The sequence below is a fragment of the Photorhabdus kleinii genome (assembly GCF_025384885.1).
In the GTDB taxonomy this organism is placed as follows: domain Bacteria; phylum Pseudomonadota; class Gammaproteobacteria; order Enterobacterales; family Enterobacteriaceae; genus Photorhabdus; species Photorhabdus kayaii.
Map to the genome: position 1 here is coordinate 26439 of NZ_JAJAFY010000003.1, position 19142 is coordinate 45580.

The 19142-nt window shown below is 41.9% G+C and carries 20 protein-coding genes; 7 read left to right on the plus strand and 13 right to left on the minus strand.

Annotation, left to right across the window (positions count from 1 at the left end):
• The 5 genes from LG003_RS03130 (at window position 1) to LG003_RS03150 (ending at window position 4190) form a co-directional block, all read left to right on the plus strand.
• Window positions 1–435 (plus strand): tail fiber assembly protein, encoded by a 435-nt coding sequence (locus LG003_RS03130; protein ID WP_112876362.1) that lies wholly within the window; start codon window positions 1–3, stop codon window positions 433–435.
• A gap of 410 nt (window positions 436–845) precedes the next feature.
• Complete coding sequence (locus LG003_RS03135) at window positions 846–1673, plus strand: phage tail protein (RefSeq protein WP_262980141.1); 828 nt, start codon at window positions 846–848, stop codon at window positions 1671–1673.
• A 45-nt stretch (window positions 1674–1718) separates the two neighbouring features.
• Window positions 1719–2120: a tail fiber assembly protein gene (locus LG003_RS03140; RefSeq protein ID WP_262980142.1), complete on the plus strand. Its 402-nt coding sequence runs from the start codon at window positions 1719–1721 to the stop codon at window positions 2118–2120.
• A 400-nt stretch (window positions 2121–2520) separates the two neighbouring features.
• Complete coding sequence (locus LG003_RS03145; RefSeq protein ID WP_262980143.1) at window positions 2521–3351, plus strand: phage tail protein; 831 nt, start codon at window positions 2521–2523, stop codon at window positions 3349–3351.
• 578 nt (window positions 3352–3929) lie between these two features.
• A complete protein-coding gene (locus LG003_RS03150; protein WP_112876365.1) occupies window positions 3930–4190 on the plus strand; it encodes a YfhL family 4Fe-4S dicluster ferredoxin in 261 nt (86 codons plus the stop codon).
• 2 nt (window positions 4191–4192) lie between these two features.
• Here LG003_RS03150 and acpS read toward each other — a convergent pair whose 3' ends face one another.
• The 11 genes from acpS to rpoE all read right to left on the minus strand — a co-directional run bounded on the left by acpS (window position 4193) and on the right by rpoE (window position 13799).
• Window positions 4193–4573: a holo-ACP synthase gene (gene acpS, locus LG003_RS03155; RefSeq protein WP_262980144.1), complete on the minus strand. Its 381-nt coding sequence runs from the start codon at window positions 4571–4573 to the stop codon at window positions 4193–4195.
• On the minus strand, window positions 4573–5304 hold the full coding sequence (gene pdxJ / locus LG003_RS03160; protein ID WP_112876367.1) for a pyridoxine 5'-phosphate synthase: 732 nt from the start codon (window positions 5302–5304) through the stop codon (window positions 4573–4575). The genes acpS and pdxJ overlap by 1 nt, the downstream gene beginning before the upstream one ends.
• Before the next feature lie 69 nt (window positions 5305–5373).
• On the minus strand, window positions 5374–6099 hold the full coding sequence (gene recO, locus LG003_RS03165; protein ID WP_112876368.1) for a DNA repair protein RecO: 726 nt from the start codon (window positions 6097–6099) through the stop codon (window positions 5374–5376).
• A 10-nt stretch (window positions 6100–6109) separates the two neighbouring features.
• Window positions 6110–7018: a GTPase Era gene (gene era / locus LG003_RS03170; RefSeq protein WP_112876369.1), complete on the minus strand. Its 909-nt coding sequence runs from the start codon at window positions 7016–7018 to the stop codon at window positions 6110–6112.
• On the minus strand, window positions 7015–7695 hold the full coding sequence (gene rnc / locus LG003_RS03175; RefSeq protein WP_112876370.1) for a ribonuclease III: 681 nt from the start codon (window positions 7693–7695) through the stop codon (window positions 7015–7017). Before rnc ends, era begins: the two co-directional genes overlap by 4 nt.
• 301 nt (window positions 7696–7996) lie before the next feature.
• Complete coding sequence (gene lepB / locus LG003_RS03180; protein WP_262980145.1) at window positions 7997–8977, minus strand: signal peptidase I; 981 nt, start codon at window positions 8975–8977, stop codon at window positions 7997–7999.
• A gap of 20 nt (window positions 8978–8997) precedes the next feature.
• Window positions 8998–10794: a translation elongation factor 4 gene (lepA, locus tag LG003_RS03185; protein WP_112876398.1), complete on the minus strand. Its 1797-nt coding sequence runs from the start codon at window positions 10792–10794 to the stop codon at window positions 8998–9000.
• A gap of 319 nt (window positions 10795–11113) precedes the next feature.
• Window positions 11114–11578 (minus strand): SoxR-reducing system protein RseC, encoded by a 465-nt coding sequence (gene rseC / locus LG003_RS03190; protein WP_112876372.1) that lies wholly within the window; start codon window positions 11576–11578, stop codon window positions 11114–11116.
• Window positions 11578–12534 carry a sigma-E factor regulatory protein RseB gene (gene rseB / locus LG003_RS03195; RefSeq protein WP_112876373.1) on the minus strand — a complete coding sequence of 319 codons (957 nt, stop codon included), beginning with the start codon at window positions 12532–12534 and terminating at the stop codon, window positions 11578–11580. The genes rseC and rseB overlap by 1 nt, the downstream gene beginning before the upstream one ends.
• 5 nt (window positions 12535–12539) lie before the next feature.
• The gene (gene rseA, locus LG003_RS03200; RefSeq protein ID WP_112876374.1) at window positions 12540–13190 is read right to left on the minus strand and encodes an anti-sigma-E factor RseA; all 651 of its coding nucleotides are present in this window, start codon (window positions 13188–13190) and stop codon (window positions 12540–12542) included.
• Window positions 13191–13229: 39 nt separating this feature from the next.
• Window positions 13230–13799 carry an RNA polymerase sigma factor RpoE gene (rpoE, locus tag LG003_RS03205; RefSeq protein WP_112876375.1) on the minus strand — a complete coding sequence of 190 codons (570 nt, stop codon included), beginning with the start codon at window positions 13797–13799 and terminating at the stop codon, window positions 13230–13232.
• Window positions 13800–14002: 203 nt separating this feature from the next.
• On the opposite strand from rpoE, the gene nadB reads away from it, so the two are divergent.
• The gene (nadB, locus tag LG003_RS03210) at window positions 14003–15607 is read left to right on the plus strand and encodes an L-aspartate oxidase (protein WP_262980146.1); all 1605 of its coding nucleotides are present in this window, start codon (window positions 14003–14005) and stop codon (window positions 15605–15607) included.
• Between the two features lie 67 nt (window positions 15608–15674).
• Here the strand turns inward: nadB and trmN are convergent, their stop codons facing one another.
• Window positions 15675–16409: a tRNA(1)(Val) (adenine(37)-N(6))-methyltransferase TrmN gene (gene trmN, locus LG003_RS03215; protein ID WP_112876377.1), complete on the minus strand. Its 735-nt coding sequence runs from the start codon at window positions 16407–16409 to the stop codon at window positions 15675–15677.
• A 153-nt stretch (window positions 16410–16562) separates the two neighbouring features.
• Between trmN and srmB the strand changes: the two genes are divergently transcribed.
• Window positions 16563–17900, plus strand: coding sequence for an ATP-dependent RNA helicase SrmB (gene srmB, locus LG003_RS03220; protein ID WP_262980197.1), 1338 nt, complete (start codon window positions 16563–16565; stop codon window positions 17898–17900).
• Window positions 17901–18349: 449 nt separating this feature from the next.
• On the opposite strand, the gene LG003_RS03225 is transcribed toward srmB, so the two are convergent.
• Complete coding sequence (locus LG003_RS03225) at window positions 18350–18868, minus strand: DUF6622 family protein (protein WP_112876379.1); 519 nt, start codon at window positions 18866–18868, stop codon at window positions 18350–18352.
• Between the last annotated feature and the right edge of the window lie 274 nt (window positions 18869–19142).

Consider the following 19142-nt stretch of genomic DNA (forward strand, 5'->3'; position numbering starts at 1 on the left):
ATGAACGATAAAAACTATGTATTTAGCGCATTAAATAAAGCATTTTATCCACTATCATTACAGCAGGATTATATTGCAGCAGGCTCATGGCCAAACGATCCCATATCTGTAACTGATGGCATATTCAATAAGTTCTCGGGCATACCTCCCACCGGAAAAATACTTTCCTGTGGCGAAAATGGTTTTCCTTGTTGGGAAGACACTCCACCACCAGCAAAAGAGGAATTAATATCCATAGCGGAAAGCCAAAAAGCACAATTTATATCTCTTGCAAATGAGAAAATAACGCCGCTTTCCGATGCACTAGAACTGGGTATAGCAACAGACGAAGAAATGCTATTACTCAAAGAATGGAAAAAATATCGAGTCATGCTTAATCGGGTTGATACGTCAAAAGCCCCAAAAATTGACTGGCCAATTGCACCATTATCGTAATTAACAAAAAGACCGGGATTCAGACTGAATCCCGGTCTTTTTGTTATTACTAATACTACAATGGTTAATGTTCCGTCATCATACAAACTATTCTCCACCAAGATTTTTTAGTTCATACGATATTAGTGATCTTGTACGTCATCGAAATTTATTTTCCAGAATAAATCTTTCAACATGAAAATTATTTAATATACCTATATAAAAAGGCATTCATTACTCAGATATTCTTTCAATTTAAACATATCGGATTGTTTACTACTCAAAATATACGAAAATAATTAACCCCATAAGCTATAAAAATGTTTAATTATTATTTTTTCATCTCTAAACTGTGAGAGATGGAAAATTATCCTTACAATAACTTAAAAAATCACCTATAGAACCCACTATTGAATTTTAGGAGAATATATATGAGTCCCAAAAATGATTTTAAAGCGTTTTCTATTAGAGATGGTGCAAATGTGGTGGCTCAAAATTTATATGAAGGCACTCCAGAATTGCAGACTGGATTTCCCCCAATAGGCCTTACCACGCATGTATTAAATAAGGCATTACGTCAGTCATCAACAATATCATCTGTTGTAGCTGATTTTATTGCGACAGAATCTGGCAGTGATGTTTTGGATGATGGCAATATAGTCAAACTCACTGCACAATTGAATAAAGCGCTAGAACAAAAAATTACAAAAAAAGTTCCCGATGCCTTATTAACACAAAAAGGTGTTGTTCAACTCACAGATGTCATTGGCAATAGTAATACACTGGCTGCAACACAGAAGCTTGTCTCCGATATAAATAATAATGCCAATAACAGACTAGAAAAAACGCAAAACGGCGCAGATATTCCTAATAAAAATGAGTTTGTGAAAAACTTAGGTTTAGATAAAGCTGCAAACTTGAAAGTGGGAAATGGAATTAATCAAGTTCCAAATATGTCTTTTTTCACCGCAAACTTGGTTAAGAATGGCTGGCAAAAATTGCCTTCGGGTTTAATTTTAATGTGGGGATTAGCACAAGTTTATAACCATAGCGACCCTCAATCTGGGTATTTAAATAACTTTCCAATACCATTCCCAAACGCATGTTTTAGTATCACGTTAACTCACCGTGGTAATGACCCTCAAGCAGCAGGTATATTCTCAGCAACGATAGAAAATCAGCATCAGTTTCGGTGTTATAAAAATCTTAATTACCATAAACTCACTACTTTTACATTTTTTATGGCAATAGGATATTAATTAAAAAAATTATTATGATTATTTAATGAAAATTGGCAAAGAATTATGAATAACAAAAACTATGTATTCAGTCCATCAAATAAATCATTTTATCCGCTATCATTACAGCAGAATTATATTGAATCAGGCTCATGGCCAAACGATCCCATATCTGTAACTGATAGCATATTCAATAATTTCTCGGAAATACCTCCCACCGGAAAAATACTTTCCTGTGGCGAAGATGGTCTTCCTTGTTGGGAAGACACTCCACCACCAACAAAAGAGCAATTTATATCTCACGCGAATAAAAAAATAATCCCACTTTCTGATTCAGAAGAACTTGATATAGCAACAGACGAAGAAATGCGATTACTCAAAGAATGGAAAAAATACCGAATCATGCTTAACCGGGTTGATACGTCAAAAGCACCGGAAATAGACTGGCCAATTTCACCATTATTGTAACTAATAAAAGACCGGGATCAGGATAGCGCCCGGTCTTTATCACTCTATTCATTCTGGTATTTTAGCTATGCAATATCAAGAACCATTGAAATATCAACCCAATCCAGTAATATCATATACTTTTTCCCGGAGAATAATGACTCATTATTACTCCTCCTGCTCACCCTGACAGGATTTTATGGTTTAAATATATTTTCACCATTCTATTTATCAATATCAGGTTATTTGATTGAAAAATTCAACCAATTATCATCAACTACACATAAATAGTTAATCGCCTAAGTTATAAAAGTATTTCATTATTATTTTACCGAACTAGACTATGAATTTCTTAAAGTTATCTTTATAACAATTAAATATTATTAATTATAGAATACACTATTTAATTTGAGGGAAAAACATGAGTCCAAAAAATGATTTTAAGGCTTTTTCTATTAGTAACAATGCTAATGTTGTGAGCCAAGAAAAATATGAAGAGAACGAGAGTTTAAATACTGGATTTCCACCAGAGAGTATTACTATTCATGTATTAAATAAAGCATTACGTCAGTCATCAACCATATCATCTGTAGTCGCTAACTTTATCGCAACACAATCTGGCAATGATGTTCTCGATGATGGTAATATAGACAAACTCACCGCCCAATTAAATAAAGCGTTAGAACAAAAAATCACAACAAAAATTCCTGATGCCTCATTAACACAAAAAGGTATTGTTCAACTCACAGATATCATTGGCAATAGTAATACACTGGCCGCAACTCAGAAACTTGTTTCCGATATAAATGATAGTGCTAACGGCAGATTGGCCAAAAACCAAAATGGTCAAGATATTCCTAACAAAAATGAGTTTGTGAAAAATCTCGGTTTATTAGACTTGTTATTAGCAGGCACTCCTCTGTTTACACAAGGGGATAATTTCATAACGCTTAAAATTCCATTTTTGAGCGGATCAAAGAGAAAATATATCTTATTACAATCTGTATATGCAAAGGCTCCAAATTTAGCTAACGAGGGGAAATTCACTATCACATACCCAATTGCATACTCTTATGAACCTCATGCTATACTTTCAAGTATGGGAGGATTTGCCAGTGGAGGCAACTATGGTGAAGGAGCTGAAATATTAAAAATCAATAAAGAAAACCTGGTAATAATATCACATTGGCAGTCTCGCGGTGCACACTTTCCGCCTGTACGCATATTCGTAATAGGAGTATCAGATAACTAACTTTCAACACTCATAGTTGTTATCTATCTCTGACTTTAGAATTATCTTGATAAAGCACCGGAAATTGACTGGCCAATTGCGCCATTATTGTAATTAACAAACAGACCGGGATTAGAATAATACCCGGTCTTTATCATTTTATTTACTCTAATACTATACCCGTCATCTTTCAAGTTGCCTCTTTGTTGGCTGCACTCGCTCACCCCGGTCACATAGTTTGCTATGCTCCCGGGGATTCACTCCCTTGCCGTCTCGATGTATCTTGAAATCCATTGGGTATAGGTTGTAAATATTCTGTTATCATCCAAGCTATTTTCTCTCAAGACCTATTAACTACATAATATTAGAAGTTTTACACGCCCTTGACTTATTTCCTATATAGCTAACTGAATAATAAAGTTCACACATAAGCGTTTTCTAAGATAGAAAAAATTTCATCTATTATGGTTTTTTATTGCCAGACTTGGTTTTTCAATGTAATTTATGTCGTATAAAAATACAATAAGTGTGTAATAGTAAGAAATTAAAACTGACGATAACACACTGGTATAAAATGAAAAATAAACTAAGTTATTAAAATGTCGTTATTAATCAAAAAAAGCTGTATCAATTGTGATATGTGTGAACCTGAATGTCCCAATCAGGCTATATCAATGGGAGATGAAATTTATGAGATTGATTCCAAGCGTTGCACCGAATGCATCGGTCATTATGACGCTCCAACCTGTCAATCAGTCTGTCCGATAAATAATACCATTATCACCGATCCAGACCAACAGGAAACAGAAGAGCAATTGTGGGATAAATTTGTATTACTGCATCATGCAGATAAGATCTGAAATCAACGCTCAAGAATAACGGTCGCACAGGCATAGCGACGCTCATCGGCCAATGTCACATGCAAAGAGGTCGCCCCTAATTGCTGAGCCAACACTGCGGCCGCACCATAGAGCCGCAAAATCGGTTTTCCCAGTGCATCATTGACCACTTCAAACTGGTTAAATGCCAGCCCATTACGGATACCCGTTCCTAATGCCTTTGCTGCGGCTTCTTTTACCGCAAAACGCTTAGCCAAAAAACGAACCGGTTTTTCATGTTGCTGATATTGTTCCCATTCGAATTCACTGAGAATGCGTTTTGCCAAGCGCTCACCTGAGCGCTCGACAACCCCTTCAATACGGGCAATTTCAACAATATCTGTACCTAACCCAATAATAGCCATTAACGGCGAGCTTTCCGCATTTGGGTTTTCATATCCGCCACCGCAGCGGTCAAGCCACTGAATACCGCACGTCCAATAATGGCATGACCAATATTCAACTCATAAATTTCTGGCAGAGCAGCAATACGTTGTACATTATGATACGTCAGCCCATGACCCGCATTAACCGTTAGACCTTTACTCGCTGCATAAGTCGCGGCTGCTTTAATACGATGGAACTCTTTTTCTTGTTCTACTTCACTTTCTGCATCGGCATAAGCACCAGTATGAATTTCAATGAAAGGTGCGCCAACTTCACTAGCCGCATCAATTTGTCGATGTTCCGCATCAATAAATAACGAGACAAGAATACCCGCATCAGATAGACGCTTAACCGCCGCAGCAACTTTATCTTTCTGACCAATAACATCTAAGCCCCCTTCTGTTGTCACTTCCTGCCGTTTTTCAGGCACCAAACAGCAAAATTCAGGTTTAATGCGACAGGCAATATCCACCATTTCATCTGTCACAGCCATCTCAAGGTTCATCCGAGTCTGGATAGTTTTTTTCAACAGTTCTACATCCCGATCGGTAATATGACGGCGATCTTCACGCAAATGAATGGTAATTCCATCGGCTCCCGCCTGTTCCGCAACAAAAGCCGCTTGAACCGGATCAGGATAATTGGTACCACGGGCATTGCGCACTGTCGCAATGTGATCGATATTAACGCCTAATAATACTTCAGCCATATTTATCTCCTGTAGTCATATTAGAATATGACAAGTTTACACTTTCCATCTTGAAGAGAAACAAATTCATTAGTTTTCTTTCTTTTCAGGCTTCTGACGTACAAACTGCCGAAATAATTCACGACTTTTCAAAGGTTTGCCACCGAGATAAGGTTTTAATGCAATACGCGTGAAACGCTTTGCTGCCTTTAATATAGTAGAATCAGGGAATTCACGAGTTGCCAGTGATTTTAATTCGCGCCCAGTAAAACTGTAATGATCAACAACCAAGCTAGCAATAAATCCTTTTTCTTCTCTATAACGGTAGGTCATCGTGTCATCCACCGGCTCACCACTGCCCGCACAATGCAGATAATCAACGCCATAACCAAGATTTGCCAGCAACGCCAGTTCAAACCGACGTAATGCATGTTCCGGTGTATATTCACTGGCAGCAAGAACCTGCAAACATTGGAGATAATCAAAGAATAAGGCGGGGTAAGCCGTTCCCTGTTCAAGCACTCTTGACAACAATTCATTGATATATAAACCGCTGTACAATACGTTGCCGGTAAGAGGAAGGGCCAGAGAGATAGGATCTGCATCACGCAGCGTTTTAATTGCCCCCCGCCCACTCCAACGAACCAGCAATGGGGTAAAGGGCTGCAAGCAGCCTTTCAAATTGGAACGACGGCTACGCGCACCTTTTGCCAACACGCTAATCCGCCCTTCATTTTCAGTAAACAGATCCAGTAACAGACTAGTTTCACTGTAAGGACGCCCGTGAAGAATAAAAACACGTTGCCAACCGTCCACAGGGGATGCCTTATTTCAAATCATCGACGTAACCCAAGCTACGTAATGCTCGCTCATCATCAGCCCAACCCGCTTTAACTTTAACCCACAGTTCTAAGTGGATTTTTACATCAAACAGCCTTTCCATATCCTGACGGGCTTCAATGCCAATGGTCTTGATTTTACTGCCTTTATTACCAATGACCATTTTCTTCTGGCCTTCACGCTCAACCAGAATCAAACCATGGATATTGTAACCACCGCGCTCATTCGCCACGAACTGCTCAATTTCAACCGTGACAGAATATGGCAATTCATCACCAAGAAAACGCATAAGCTTTTCTCGAATAATTTCAGAAGCCATAAACCGCTGAGAACGGTCAGTAATGTAATCTTCCGGAAAATGGTGAGTCGCTTTCGGTATATATCCGCGCACAATTTTGGCAATCGTATCAACATTCATGCCTTTTTCAGCGCTCATTGGAACAACATCAAGAAAACTCATCTGTTTACTGAGAAAACCAATATGTGGCAATAAGCTGGTTTTATCGGTCACGTTATCCACTTTATTGATAGCCAGCAAAACCGGACAACGCAGATTACGCAGTTTGTTCAGTACCATCTCGTCATCCGGGGTCCAATGAGTCCCTTCGACAACAAAAATAACCAACTCCACATCACCGATAGAACTGCTAGCTGCCCGGTTCATCAACCGGTTAATTGCCCGTTTTTCTTCAATATGCAATCCCGGCGTATCCACATAAATAATCTGATAAGCACCTTCAGTATGGATACCCATAATACGGTGACGGGTCGTCTGCGGTTTACGAGAAGTGATAGATATTTTCTGACCTAAAAGCTGATTTAGCAGCGTGGATTTCCCCACATTAGGCCGTCCAACTATTGCAACGAATCCGCAATAGGTTTCTTGTTCGCTCATTCAAGCTCCAATTGTTTTAATGCTTGCTCAGCCGCTGCCTGTTCCGCTTTGCGACGGCTGGAGCCTGTTCCTTTAACCGGCTGTTCAATACCGCTCACTTGACAGTGAATAGTAAATTCTTGATCGTGAGCTTCACCACGAACCATAACAACCAGATATGATGGCAGAGGCAGATGATGCCCTTGCAAATATTCCTGTAAACGAGTTTTCGGATCTTTCTGTTTGTCGCCAGGGCTGATTTCATTCAGACGGGTTTCGTACCATCTCAGAATAATTCTTTCAATAGTCTGGATATCGCTATCAAGGAAAATAGCACCAATCAGCGCTTCAACCGTATCAGCCAGTATTGATTCACGGCGGTAACCGCCGCTTTTCAGTTCCCCCGGCCCCAAACGAAGGCATTCACCTAATTCAAATTCCCTTGCCAATTCAGCCAGCGTATTACCACGCACCAATGTGGCACGCATGCGGCTCATATCCCCCTCATCAACACGAGGAAAGCGATGATACAACGCATTGGCAATAACAAAACTCAGGATTGAGTCACCAAGAAATTCCAGCCGTTCGTTATGTTTACTGCTGGCACTACGATGAGTTAACGCTTGTATCAGCAAATCATGCTGATCAAAAGTGTACCCCAGCTTACGCTGCAATCTGTTAATTACGATGGGATTCATGTGCTACCAATATCGGTCAGAATTCGTCAAATAAAAACGCACACGCAACAGACCTGTAACAGGAACTCCTGACAAAACTGTTGCGTTTGCACTGGCTCCTTATATACCCGTTATCTTTCAAGTTGCCTCTTTGTTGGCTGCACTCACTCACCCCGGTCACATAGTTCTCTATGCTCCCGGGGATTCGCTCCCTTGCCGTCGCGACGCATCTTGAAATCCATTGGGTATAGGAGCCAGTCATTAAGTTTGAAAGGACATTCTACACTGCGAGTAAAATTAATGCTTCGCTAATATAAAAATATTAATTAATTCCACCAATACGGCTGAAGCGAACTCCGGTAGGCCATTCTCCTTCCTGTTTTTCAAAACTCATCCAGATGGCGGAAGCGCGACCGACCAAATTCTTTTCAGGGACAAAGCCCCATGCACGGCTATCAGCGCTATTATCACGGTTATCACCCATCATAAAATAGTGGCCTTCGGGCACAATCCACATTCCCTCTGGCAAGCCAGGCTGACGGAAATTAGGTACCGATAGTACACCGGGAATCTCCAAAATATGATGGGTCACTGCGTCCAAATTCTCAATTCTTTCACCCTGCCGCATACTGTAAGGCGGCAACGTTTCTTCAACAGGAATTTGGAAAACACCTACCTTTCTCAAACTTTCACCATTGGAATCGACACCATATTGCTGCATTGTCCACTCACTTGGAAATAGTGAACCGTAAGAAACCGGTAGTTCTCCCTGACAATTCCCTGTCTTACTGCAATTAGAAAAAATACGCAATTCTTTCTTTGCCGGATCATAAATAATTTTATCACCCGGTAAACCAACCACGCGTTTGATGTAGTCAAAACTAGGATCCAACGGGTATTTAAATACAGCAACATCACCACGCTTTGGTTCGCCAGTCTTAATCAATGTTGTTTGAGTGATGGGATCTTTCAATCCGTATGAATATTTCTCTACCAGAATGAAATCACCAATCAATAAAGTTGGCATCATGGAACCCGATGGGATCTGAAAAGGCTCATAAACAAAAGAGCGCAGGATCAGAACCACGGCTAACACAGGAAAAATAGATGAACAGGTATCCACCCATGTCGGCTTGTTAATAGTCTCAGCCAGATGCTCCTGATCCATTGTACCTTCAGTCAGCTCCTGCAATCTGGCAAGTTTTTTCTTGCGCTCTGGTGCCCATTTGAAACGATCGATACACCAAATAATGCCGGTGACTAACGTTGCCAACGTTAGGATCAGGGCAAAAGTGTTAGCCATTTAGACTCCTTACAAGCTTATTAATTGTCTTTACCAACATGAAGAATGGCTAAGAAAGCTTCCTGTGGTAACTCAACGTTACCCACTTGTTTCATACGTTTCTTACCCTCTTTCTGTTTCTGCAATAGCTTTTTCTTACGGCTGACGTCACCACCATAACACTTCGCCAAGACGTTTTTACGCAATTGCTTCACTGTTGAGCGCGCAATAATATGATTACCAATCGCAGCCTGAATTGCGATATCGAACTGTTGACGAGGAATAAGTTCTTTCATCTTCTCCACCAGCTCCCGGCCACGGTACTGTGCATTGCCACGGTGAGTAATCAACGCCAATGCATCAACTCGTTCAGCATTAATCAATACATCCACACGAACCATATCAGATGACTGGAAACGAGTGAAATTATAATCCAGTGAAGCATAACCGCGAGAGGTAGATTTCAATCGATCGAAGAAGTCCAAAACCACTTCCGCCATCGGTATTTCGTAAGTCAGTGCAACCTGTTTACCGTGGTAAACCATGTTAGTTTGCACCCCGCGCTTCTCAACACATAAGGTAATGACGTTCCCCAAATACTCCTGAGGTAATAGCATATGGCACTCAGCAATTGGTTCACGTAACTCTTCAATATTATTCAGCGGTGGTAGTTTAGATGGGCTATCCACATAGAGAATATCGCGGCTAGTTGTCTCCACTTCATACACAACCGTTGGGGCCGTTGTAATAAGGTCGAGATCATATTCACGTTCCAGACGCTCTTGAATAATCTCCATATGCAACAGGCCAAGGAAACCGCAACGGAAACCAAAACCCAACGCAGAAGAACTTTCCGGCTCATAAAATAGTGAAGCGTCATTCAGACTCAATTTACCTAATGCGTCACGGAACGCTTCATAGTCATCAGAACTGACAGGGAACAGCCCTGCATAAACCTGTGGCTTCACTTTTTTAAAGCCTGGAAGTGGTTTTTCCGCTGGTTGACGGGACAATGTTAAGGTATCCCCGACGGGTGCACCAAGAATGTCTTTAATTGCACAAACTAACCAGCCCACTTCGCCACAATCTAATACATCACGATCAACACGTTTAGGGGTGAAAATGCCAAGGCGATCGGCGTTATACACCTGGCCGGTACTCATTACCTTGATTTTATCACCCTTACGCAAGGTACCGTTTTTAATCCGCACCAGAGAGACAACACCAAGGTAATTATCAAACCATGAGTCAATGATAAGAGCCTGTAATGGCGCATCAGGATCGCCTTCCGGGGCTGGAATCTCTTTAACCAAACGCTCAATGACGTCTTGTACGCCGACGCCCGTTTTGGCCGAACAGCGCACGGCATCGGTAGCATCAATACCGACAATATCTTCGATCTCTTCCGCTACGCGCTCAGGCTCTGCCGCCGGCAAGTCGATTTTATTCAGAACAGGAACAACTTCTAGATTCATATCCAACGCGGTATAACAGTTAGCCAGCGTCTGGGCTTCCACTCCCTGTCCAGCATCAACCACTAGCAATGCCCCTTCACAGGCAGCTAGTGAACGGGAAACTTCATATGAGAAATCAACGTGCCCCGGCGTATCGATAAAGTTTAATTGATAGAGTTGCCCATCATTCGCCTTGTAATCCAAGGTAACACTCTGGGCCTTAATGGTGATACCACGCTCACGCTCAAGATCCATGGAATCCAGCACTTGCTCTGCCATCTCACGATCTGTTAAGCCACCACAAATTTGAATAATACGGTCAGATAACGTCGACTTACCGTGGTCAATGTGAGCAATAATGGAGAAATTTCGTATTTGCTTCATTATAAATATTTTTCTGCCTTGATATTTCTGAATCATTCGCCTATATGGACACACAGAGGGACATAAAGCGACGGTTTATTAGGTCGGCCACCGGCCTGAAAGGCTGTATTCTACATGCCAAATCTACGAAAACCTAGTCATGCCTACAGCTTTAAGGTATGAATCATTAAACGTTTTGGATAACTAAAATATACCCGTTATCTTTCAAGTTGCCTCTTTGTTGGCTGCACTCGCTCACCCCGGTCACATAGTTTGCTATGCTCCCGGGGATTCACTCCCTTGCCGTCGCGATGCATCTTGAAATCCATTGGGTATAGATTTATTCCCGATGCTGAATGTGAATGGCATCAGGAGGCAAGCCGATTTGCAAAACGACAGGTTGATATTCCTGCCGATTATCCCAGTAAGTAGCGATTTTGCGGGCAAAGAAGAATCCTAACGCGCCTCCTAAAACACCGCCACAAAACACCCACAATTGATTGGTCACCCATAACTGAAAAAGTGCACCACCAAGGAATAACCCAATAAGCGGTGTCAGATAAACCAACAACGCCGAACGCAGCAAGCTCCCTTCAGGGATTCCAACTTCCACTTTTTGCCCCGGTTGCAACGGTTGTAAAATCTCAAGTTCAAGCTGATGTATGCCATCAGACCCTAATTTATTGAGTAAATAAGAACCACACGTTGCTCGCGCCTGACAACTGCCACAACCAGAAGAGGAACCATAACGTAATAATGCCCGCCCCTGTTGCCAGTGAATTACTGTTGCCCACTCTTTAACCATCAGTCAGCTCCTATAAATGCGACACCAGCGGCGATACGCTTGGCAGTTGCCAATGGTAATTCACCAATAATTGTCACCTCATTTGCACCACGTATTGCACTATAAATCGTTCGGGGCCCACGACGGAGAGGATATTCCAACTTACCGGTTTTATCAGCATTAGTCACATTCACAGAAAAGCTAAATAAACCATCACTGAACATAATAGATTCAAGTGCGCCACTATTTGACAATTTACGACGGTTACGTGAAACCTCAACGAAACCAGCCGGCAATTTACCCACCTTCCAATTAAATACGACCTTCTCTAATGGTGGAATGACCAGCATTGGTGGCATATTTAAGCGAGTAATCACACTCATTGCATCATTGATATCCCCATCGATGGTAGAAGAAACAACCCTAAATTGTTCAAGCGCCTCACTATCACGATCAAGTAAGTCAATACGTAATGGTAAATGAGTTTCTTCGTCGATCAGTAAAATATAATTATAACGCACTTCATCTTTGGAGGTGATGCGTACAACCCTACAAGGCCTATCACCGATATGGGTACGACCAACGTCAATGAAATTGTAATATTTTTTCAACTGATTGAAGTCAGCAAAAATGACGGTCGGTAAATAATCAATAATATGATTACCACTAAGACTAAAAGCATCCAGTCCAGGTTCAAAATAACTGATCTCATTACCACGCTGGACAACTTCCCTACGAGAACCATCCATCTGCATAATCTGGGCAATTGGAATACCATTGATAATAGCGTGGCGATAACGAACTGAGACAATAGCCTGCTGGTTGAGATTAATAAAAGCAAGCTCGTAAGTTAGTGACCGAGTGGCATTACCCATCTCCCGCAACAAAACCTCAGCACTGCTAAGCTGTGCCGAGGCTTGTAAAGGAGCAAGCAGGCCACCCGCCAGCAAACAAACGGAGAACCAAATATGTTTCATTACTGCTATTGTGTTCCTAAAGATTGCGTTCCGGGAACCGGAATAGCAACCTGTGGTGAAATTCCCCGTTCATCATTTTGCCTAAAATGCACACGGCGATCGAGTTCATATTGTTGCAGCATGATGTTAATACGTTTATTACGCTCCTGCATTTGAATGCGCGGATCATTGCCAAATATATCATCACCAGAAGGCACTCCCAAACTCACCGGAGAAGCCGATCCCATCATTGGCAAAGTGTTAAATGCAGGCGTATCAGATTGATATTCAAGATCCTCAGCACTATGGCTGTTGTACTGCTGTACACCAACCAATACTGCCAGCGAAACACAGGCTGCAACACTCACTTGAACCATTTGACTCACCCAAGGACGAAGCTTTTGCCAGAACGGCATTTTTTGCCAGTTCTCTGGTTGAGGCTGAGATTCAGGTATAGCCCCAAGGGTGAAATGAACCGGCTCTTTTTCAAGTGCCAATGCAACCCGACTAGCAATATCCAGATGCAATACTTCCGTCACATCACCGCGCAATGTATCACGGATCAAGTGGTAATTCTCCCAGCGTTTCTGCATTACAGAATCTTTAGACAAAATACTAACGACTTCACTATCAAGAGTTTCGCCATCCATCAATGCGGAAAGTTTTTCTCTTTGCATGCCAAAGTACCCTTCAGTATTGTTCCACTATTTTTAATTTTAAATCAGTGGTTGAATTTTATCATCAATGGCTTCCCTTGCACGGAAGATGCGGGAACGAACCGTACCAACCGGACAATCCATAATGGTAGCTATTTCTTCATAGCTTAACCCATCTAATTCCCTCAGCGTTATTGCTATTCGCAAATCCTCGGGAAGAGATTCAATAGCTCGGAAAACCACCTGCCTCAATTCTTCTGACAACATTAAATTCTCAGGGTTCGAAATTTCTTTTAGTGCATTTGAAGTTTCATAATTTTCTGCGTCACTGGCATCCAAATCACTGGACGGCGGACGGCGCCCTTGAGAAACCAAATAATTCTTCGCAGTGTTTACTGCAATACGATACAACCAAGTATAAAAAGCACTATCGCCACGAAACGAAGCCAATGCACGATAGGCTTTAATAAATGCCTCCTGAGCAACGTCAGGAACATCACCCTGCGGAATATAGCGGGATAAAAGACTCGCCACTTTATGCTGATATCTGATTACCAGTAGGTTAAATGCCTTTTGATCACCTTTCTGCACTCGTTCAACCAGCATTTGATCCGTTAACTGCTCGCTCATTCGAGGTTAAATCTCCCGAAGCAAAGCTCCACATTGATATTTACTGAACCAACCATGCTGTCCTATTCCTGAGCAAGCATGGCTTTGAGTAATAAAATTCTGCGAAGTTCAATTTTTGTCATCATTTTATTGCAATCATAGCTTTGATCATATCTGATAGGCTAACATGATTTTTACCCATCTTCATTCATACATCATCAATTATGCAATCATTATTCTCTCAACATTACAGCGATGTACTTATTATTGGCAGCGGTGTCGCCGGCCTATCTCTGGCTTTACGCCTGGCCTCACAGTATAAAGTCACGGTATTAAGTAAAAGTATTCTTAGCGAAGGTGCATCCTATTATGCACAGGGCGGTATCGCCGCTGTATTTGATAAGACAGACAGTATCGCATCTCATGTCGAAGATACCCTTATCGCCGGAGCAGGACTTTGCGATAAAAGCGCTGTTGAGTTTATCACCAGCAATGCCCGTCATTGCGTACAATGGTTGATTGATCAAGGTGTCATGTTTGATACAGAAACCAGCGAAGATGGAGAAAAACAATATCATCTGACCCGTGAAGGTGGTCACAGCCATCGTCGTATTCTGCATCATGCTGATACAACCGGCAAAGAAGTAGAAACGACACTGGTTGATAAAGCGATGTCTCATCCAAATATCACAGTGAAAGAGCGCTGCAACGCAGTGGATTTAATTACGTCAAATAAAGCCCGGTTAGACGGTGATAATCGAGTCGTCGGCGCTTATATCTGGAACCGTCAGCAAGAACAGGTGGAAACTTATCGCGCTAAGGTTGTTGTACTGGCAACAGGCGGTGCGGCTAAAGTCTATCAATATACGACAAATCCCGATATCTCATCCGGTGATGGCGTTGCAATGGCATGGCGCACGGGTTGCCGTATCGCCAATCTGGAATTTAACCAGTTTCATCCGACCTGTCTTTTCCATCCACAGGAGCGCAATTTCCTGTTGACAGAAGCCCTGCGAGGTGAAGGAGCATATCTGAAACGACCTGATGGTAGCCGTTTTATGCTTGATTTCGATGAACGTGCTGAACTAGCTCCTCGCGATATCGTAGCACGAGCAATTGACCATGAAATGAAACGCCTTGGTGCTGACTGCATGTTTCTGGATATCAGCCATAAGCCAGCGGATTTCATTATCCAGCATTTTCCAATGATTTATGAAAAATTGCTGACACTGGGCTTTGATCTAACAAAAGAGCCGATTCCAATCGTTCCTGCCGCGCATTACACCTGCGGTGGTATTGTTGTCGATCATCAGGGACATACTGATCTCAACAACTTATATGCTATCGGTGAAGTCAGCTATACGGGTCTGCACGGTGCAAACCGTATGGCATCTAATTCTCTGCTGGAGTGTCTGGTGTATGGCTGGTCTGCTGCAGAAGATATCCAACAACAGATCGAAAAAATAGAAGAAGTACCGCAACTCCTTTTCTGGGATGAGAGCCGTGTTGACAATTCAGATGAACAGGTCGTCATACAGCACAACTGGAACGAATTACGTCTATTTATGTGGGATTACGTCGGCATTGTGCGTACAACCAAACGCCTGGAACAAGCACTGCGCCGTATTAATATGCTGCAACAGGAGATTCACGATTATTATTCCAATTTCAAGATTTCTAACAATCTGCTGGAATTACGAAATCTGGTGCAAGTCGCTGAATTAATCGTGCGTTGTGCGCTGGAAAGAAAAGAGAGCCGAGGTCTGCATTTCACACTGGATTACCCCGATTTACTGCCAGAATCAAAACCAACGATTTTGACGCCCTGATTTTTACTAGCAAAACTTCTGCATGACCACGCTCCGGCGTGGTTCTTTCCACAATTCATAAAATAATTCAATAATAGAGATAAAAATCCGTCACCAATTGCTGAAATTCTTGCGTATATGTACCGTCTGGTTGACGAATAGTCAATTCACTGATTAAACTGATTTTTTCCTGACGGGAAAATGCCAATAACATCCGATGCAATGGCTTACTTTGCCTGTCGCGGATATTGACCCGATGATGGGAAAACCAACCCAGACGACATGCCATTGTTTCAAATTCCTCACCAATGGCATATGGCAATACCACACAAAACAGACCATCCGCTGTAATCAACGTCTCGGCGTATTGTAATAATCGCTGGTGAGTCAGCGACCCCGTATAACGAGCCTGTTCCCTTGTCTCATTTCGACAAGCAACAGCCGGTTCAAAATAGGGGGGGTTACTGACAATTAAGTCATAACATTGCGAATACTGTTCAGCGAAATCACCAATATCCTGCTGATAAACATTTATTTTTTTCTGCCACGGAGATTGTTCTGCATTATCTTGCGCCTGCAATGCGGCCTCTGTATCCAATTCCACTGCATCAATTTTAGTATTTTCATCCGTACGCTGTGCTAGCATCAACGCAATGAGCCCACTGCCACAGCCAATATCTAAAATCGCTTTTTTGTCACTCACTGGAGCCCATGCTCCCAATAAAACGCCATCAGTTCCGACTTTCATCGCACACCGCTCATGACCAACAAAAAATTGCTTGAAAGTAAATCCATCCCGGCGTAAAAGTCGTTTCTGTTTCAAATTAATAACCTATATCTATTTAGCACAATAAATTTCGCCATAGGATAAAGGTTATTATGTTTCGGTAAAAGCTATCTACCTTAATTGACCGCTTTAATAGATGAACAATACGCCCAACCCGTTTATAATCGGCGGCCTAAACAGAGGTATATGATGACTGCAACAAACTTTTCTGAACTTGAGCTTGATGAACGCCTGCTTGACGCCCTGAATGATAAAGGTTATTCCCGCCCAACAGCAATTCAGGCTGCGGCTATTCCGGCAGCAATGGACGGGCGTAATGTACTAGGATCAGCGCCTACCGGTACCGGCAAAACCGCCGCTTACCTGCTGCCAGCTATGCAACATTTATTAGATTTTCCACGCAAGAAATCTGGACCACCACGCATTCTGATCCTGACGCCCACCCGTGAGCTAGCCATGCAAGTGGCAGATCAGGCAAAAGAATTCGCTGCACATACCAATTTGGATATCGCGACCATTACTGGCGGCGTAGCCTATATGAATCACGCAGAAATTTTCAGCGAAAATCAAGATATTGTCGTCGCCACTACAGGCCGTCTGCTGCAATATATCAAGGAAGAAAACTTTGATTGTCGGGCAGTTGAAACACTCATCCTTGATGAAGCCGATCGTATGCTGGATATGGGTTTTGCCAACGATATTGAAACCATAGCGGGTGAAACCCGTTGGCGCAAACAGACCATGCTATTCTCTGCTACTCTGGAAGGGGAAGCCATCCGTGATTTTGCTGAACGTTTACTGGAAGATCCAGTTGAAATTGATGCTGAACCATCACGCCGTGAACGCAAAAAAATCCAGCAATTTTACTACCGTGCAGATAATTTGGCACACAAAACAGCCCTACTTTGCCATTTACTAAAACAACCCGATGTCACTAAATCCATTATTTTTGTTCGCAAACGTGAACGTGTACATGAACTTGTGGATGAATTGCATCAAGCCGGCATTAAAGCCCGATTCCTTGAAGGGGAAATGGTACAAGCTAAAAGGACGGAAGCAGTTAAGCGCCTGAATGATGGCAGTATCACTGTTCTGGTTGCAACAGATATTGCTGCCCGTGGATTGGATATTGATGATATCAGTCATATTTTCAATTTTGATTTACCGCGCACCGCCGATATTTATCTACACCGTATTGGCCGGACAGCTCGTGCAGGTCGCAAAGGTACTGCAATTACCTTAGTGGAAGCACATGATCATCCTTTATTAGGCAAAATCAGTCGCTATCTGAATGAACCACTAACGTCGCGGATTGTTGATGAACTTCGCCCAACAACCAAAGCACCAAGTAACAAAGCCCACAATAAGCCATCGAAAAAAGTATTGGCTAAACGCAAAGAGAAAAAGAAAGCAGAAGACTCGAAGAAAAAAGTCAAAATACGTCATCGAGATAGCAAAAATATCGGTAAACGCCGTAAACCTTCCGGTAATCCAAAACCGGAAGTACCAACCAGTAGCGATGCGTAAATCTTTAAACGGGCCAGTTGGCCCGTTAATTATAATATGCAGTTGCACATAGTCAGATTATTCTGTGAGTAAATAGGCTCTCAGCATTCTCTATTTCTTTAAATAATCTATCGGGTATTTTGCCATCCCGAGTTTTTGCAGTCGATTATTTAATCGGTTTATGACAGAATTTATTTCCCGTCCCGATTAGAAACTTTCATTAAAATCTGCCCCTCTTGGAAAGTATATTGCCTAATTAGCCCATTAATATCCTCATTCCCCCTTTTTCCCAGAGGAATAAGGATTAGCTAAATCAATATTTGTATTTAATTTTTTACTAATAATTTTGTGAGGCGGATACTCTTTACACCAGTAACTCACACTACACTGACTGGCGATCCAAATGGCCTCCCCTCATCACAGATACAGCATGGCAGGGGAGAACAGAGAGTATTAGAGTTTCATAAACACTATTTATAGACGCTCTTGGTCCTGTTTCTGTACCAAGGAATAAAAAGATTTAGCGTTCCGCCCCAGAAAATACCGTCAAGCACACCATTGCTAAAGCCAAAAAACAGATTGAAATGTAACGAATGCAACAACACGAGGTGAATGCTTAACATAGCCGTAATAATAAACTTAACGATAAATGTGATAACAATCAGCGTCAGCGTCAACGAAGTGCCAGGACGGATGATTAAATCACTGCCTGCTTTTTCACGTAATCTTGGTTGAGAGCGCCACAGACCCCATCCCATTACAATCCCGACGAGTAAACCCGCCATCATCGTTATCAAAGCTAAATCTGAGAATGTAGTTTCACAAATGACGCTATATACCCCCCAAACCAAGAATACTATTGGTAGTAAGAAAAGGCGATCAATTCGCATTTCACGATCGTACAAGGCACTGATCCCACGCCTGATGAGAAAAGCAAAAAGAATCCAGACCCATATTGGGGTATCTTTAATAATGGTGGTCAGTGACATATTATTCTCCTTTCATATTTTGCGAGTTAAGAAGACTACACTGTAGAAATAGTTTTTTACTTGTTCCTGTAATGATTTCTCATCACGCCCGGTACGTACTTAGACACAATTATGGCAATCACAATAAATCCTAAAGAAACCAAATGCAGATAGATCGTCCAACTGAAGTAGTCGTTTATCACGCCATTAATAACAAAGACGCTCATCCAGACAAGTGCTATATATTTGTTTATTTCATAAAAGAGAAAATGTTTATACCTGTGATCATTGAAAA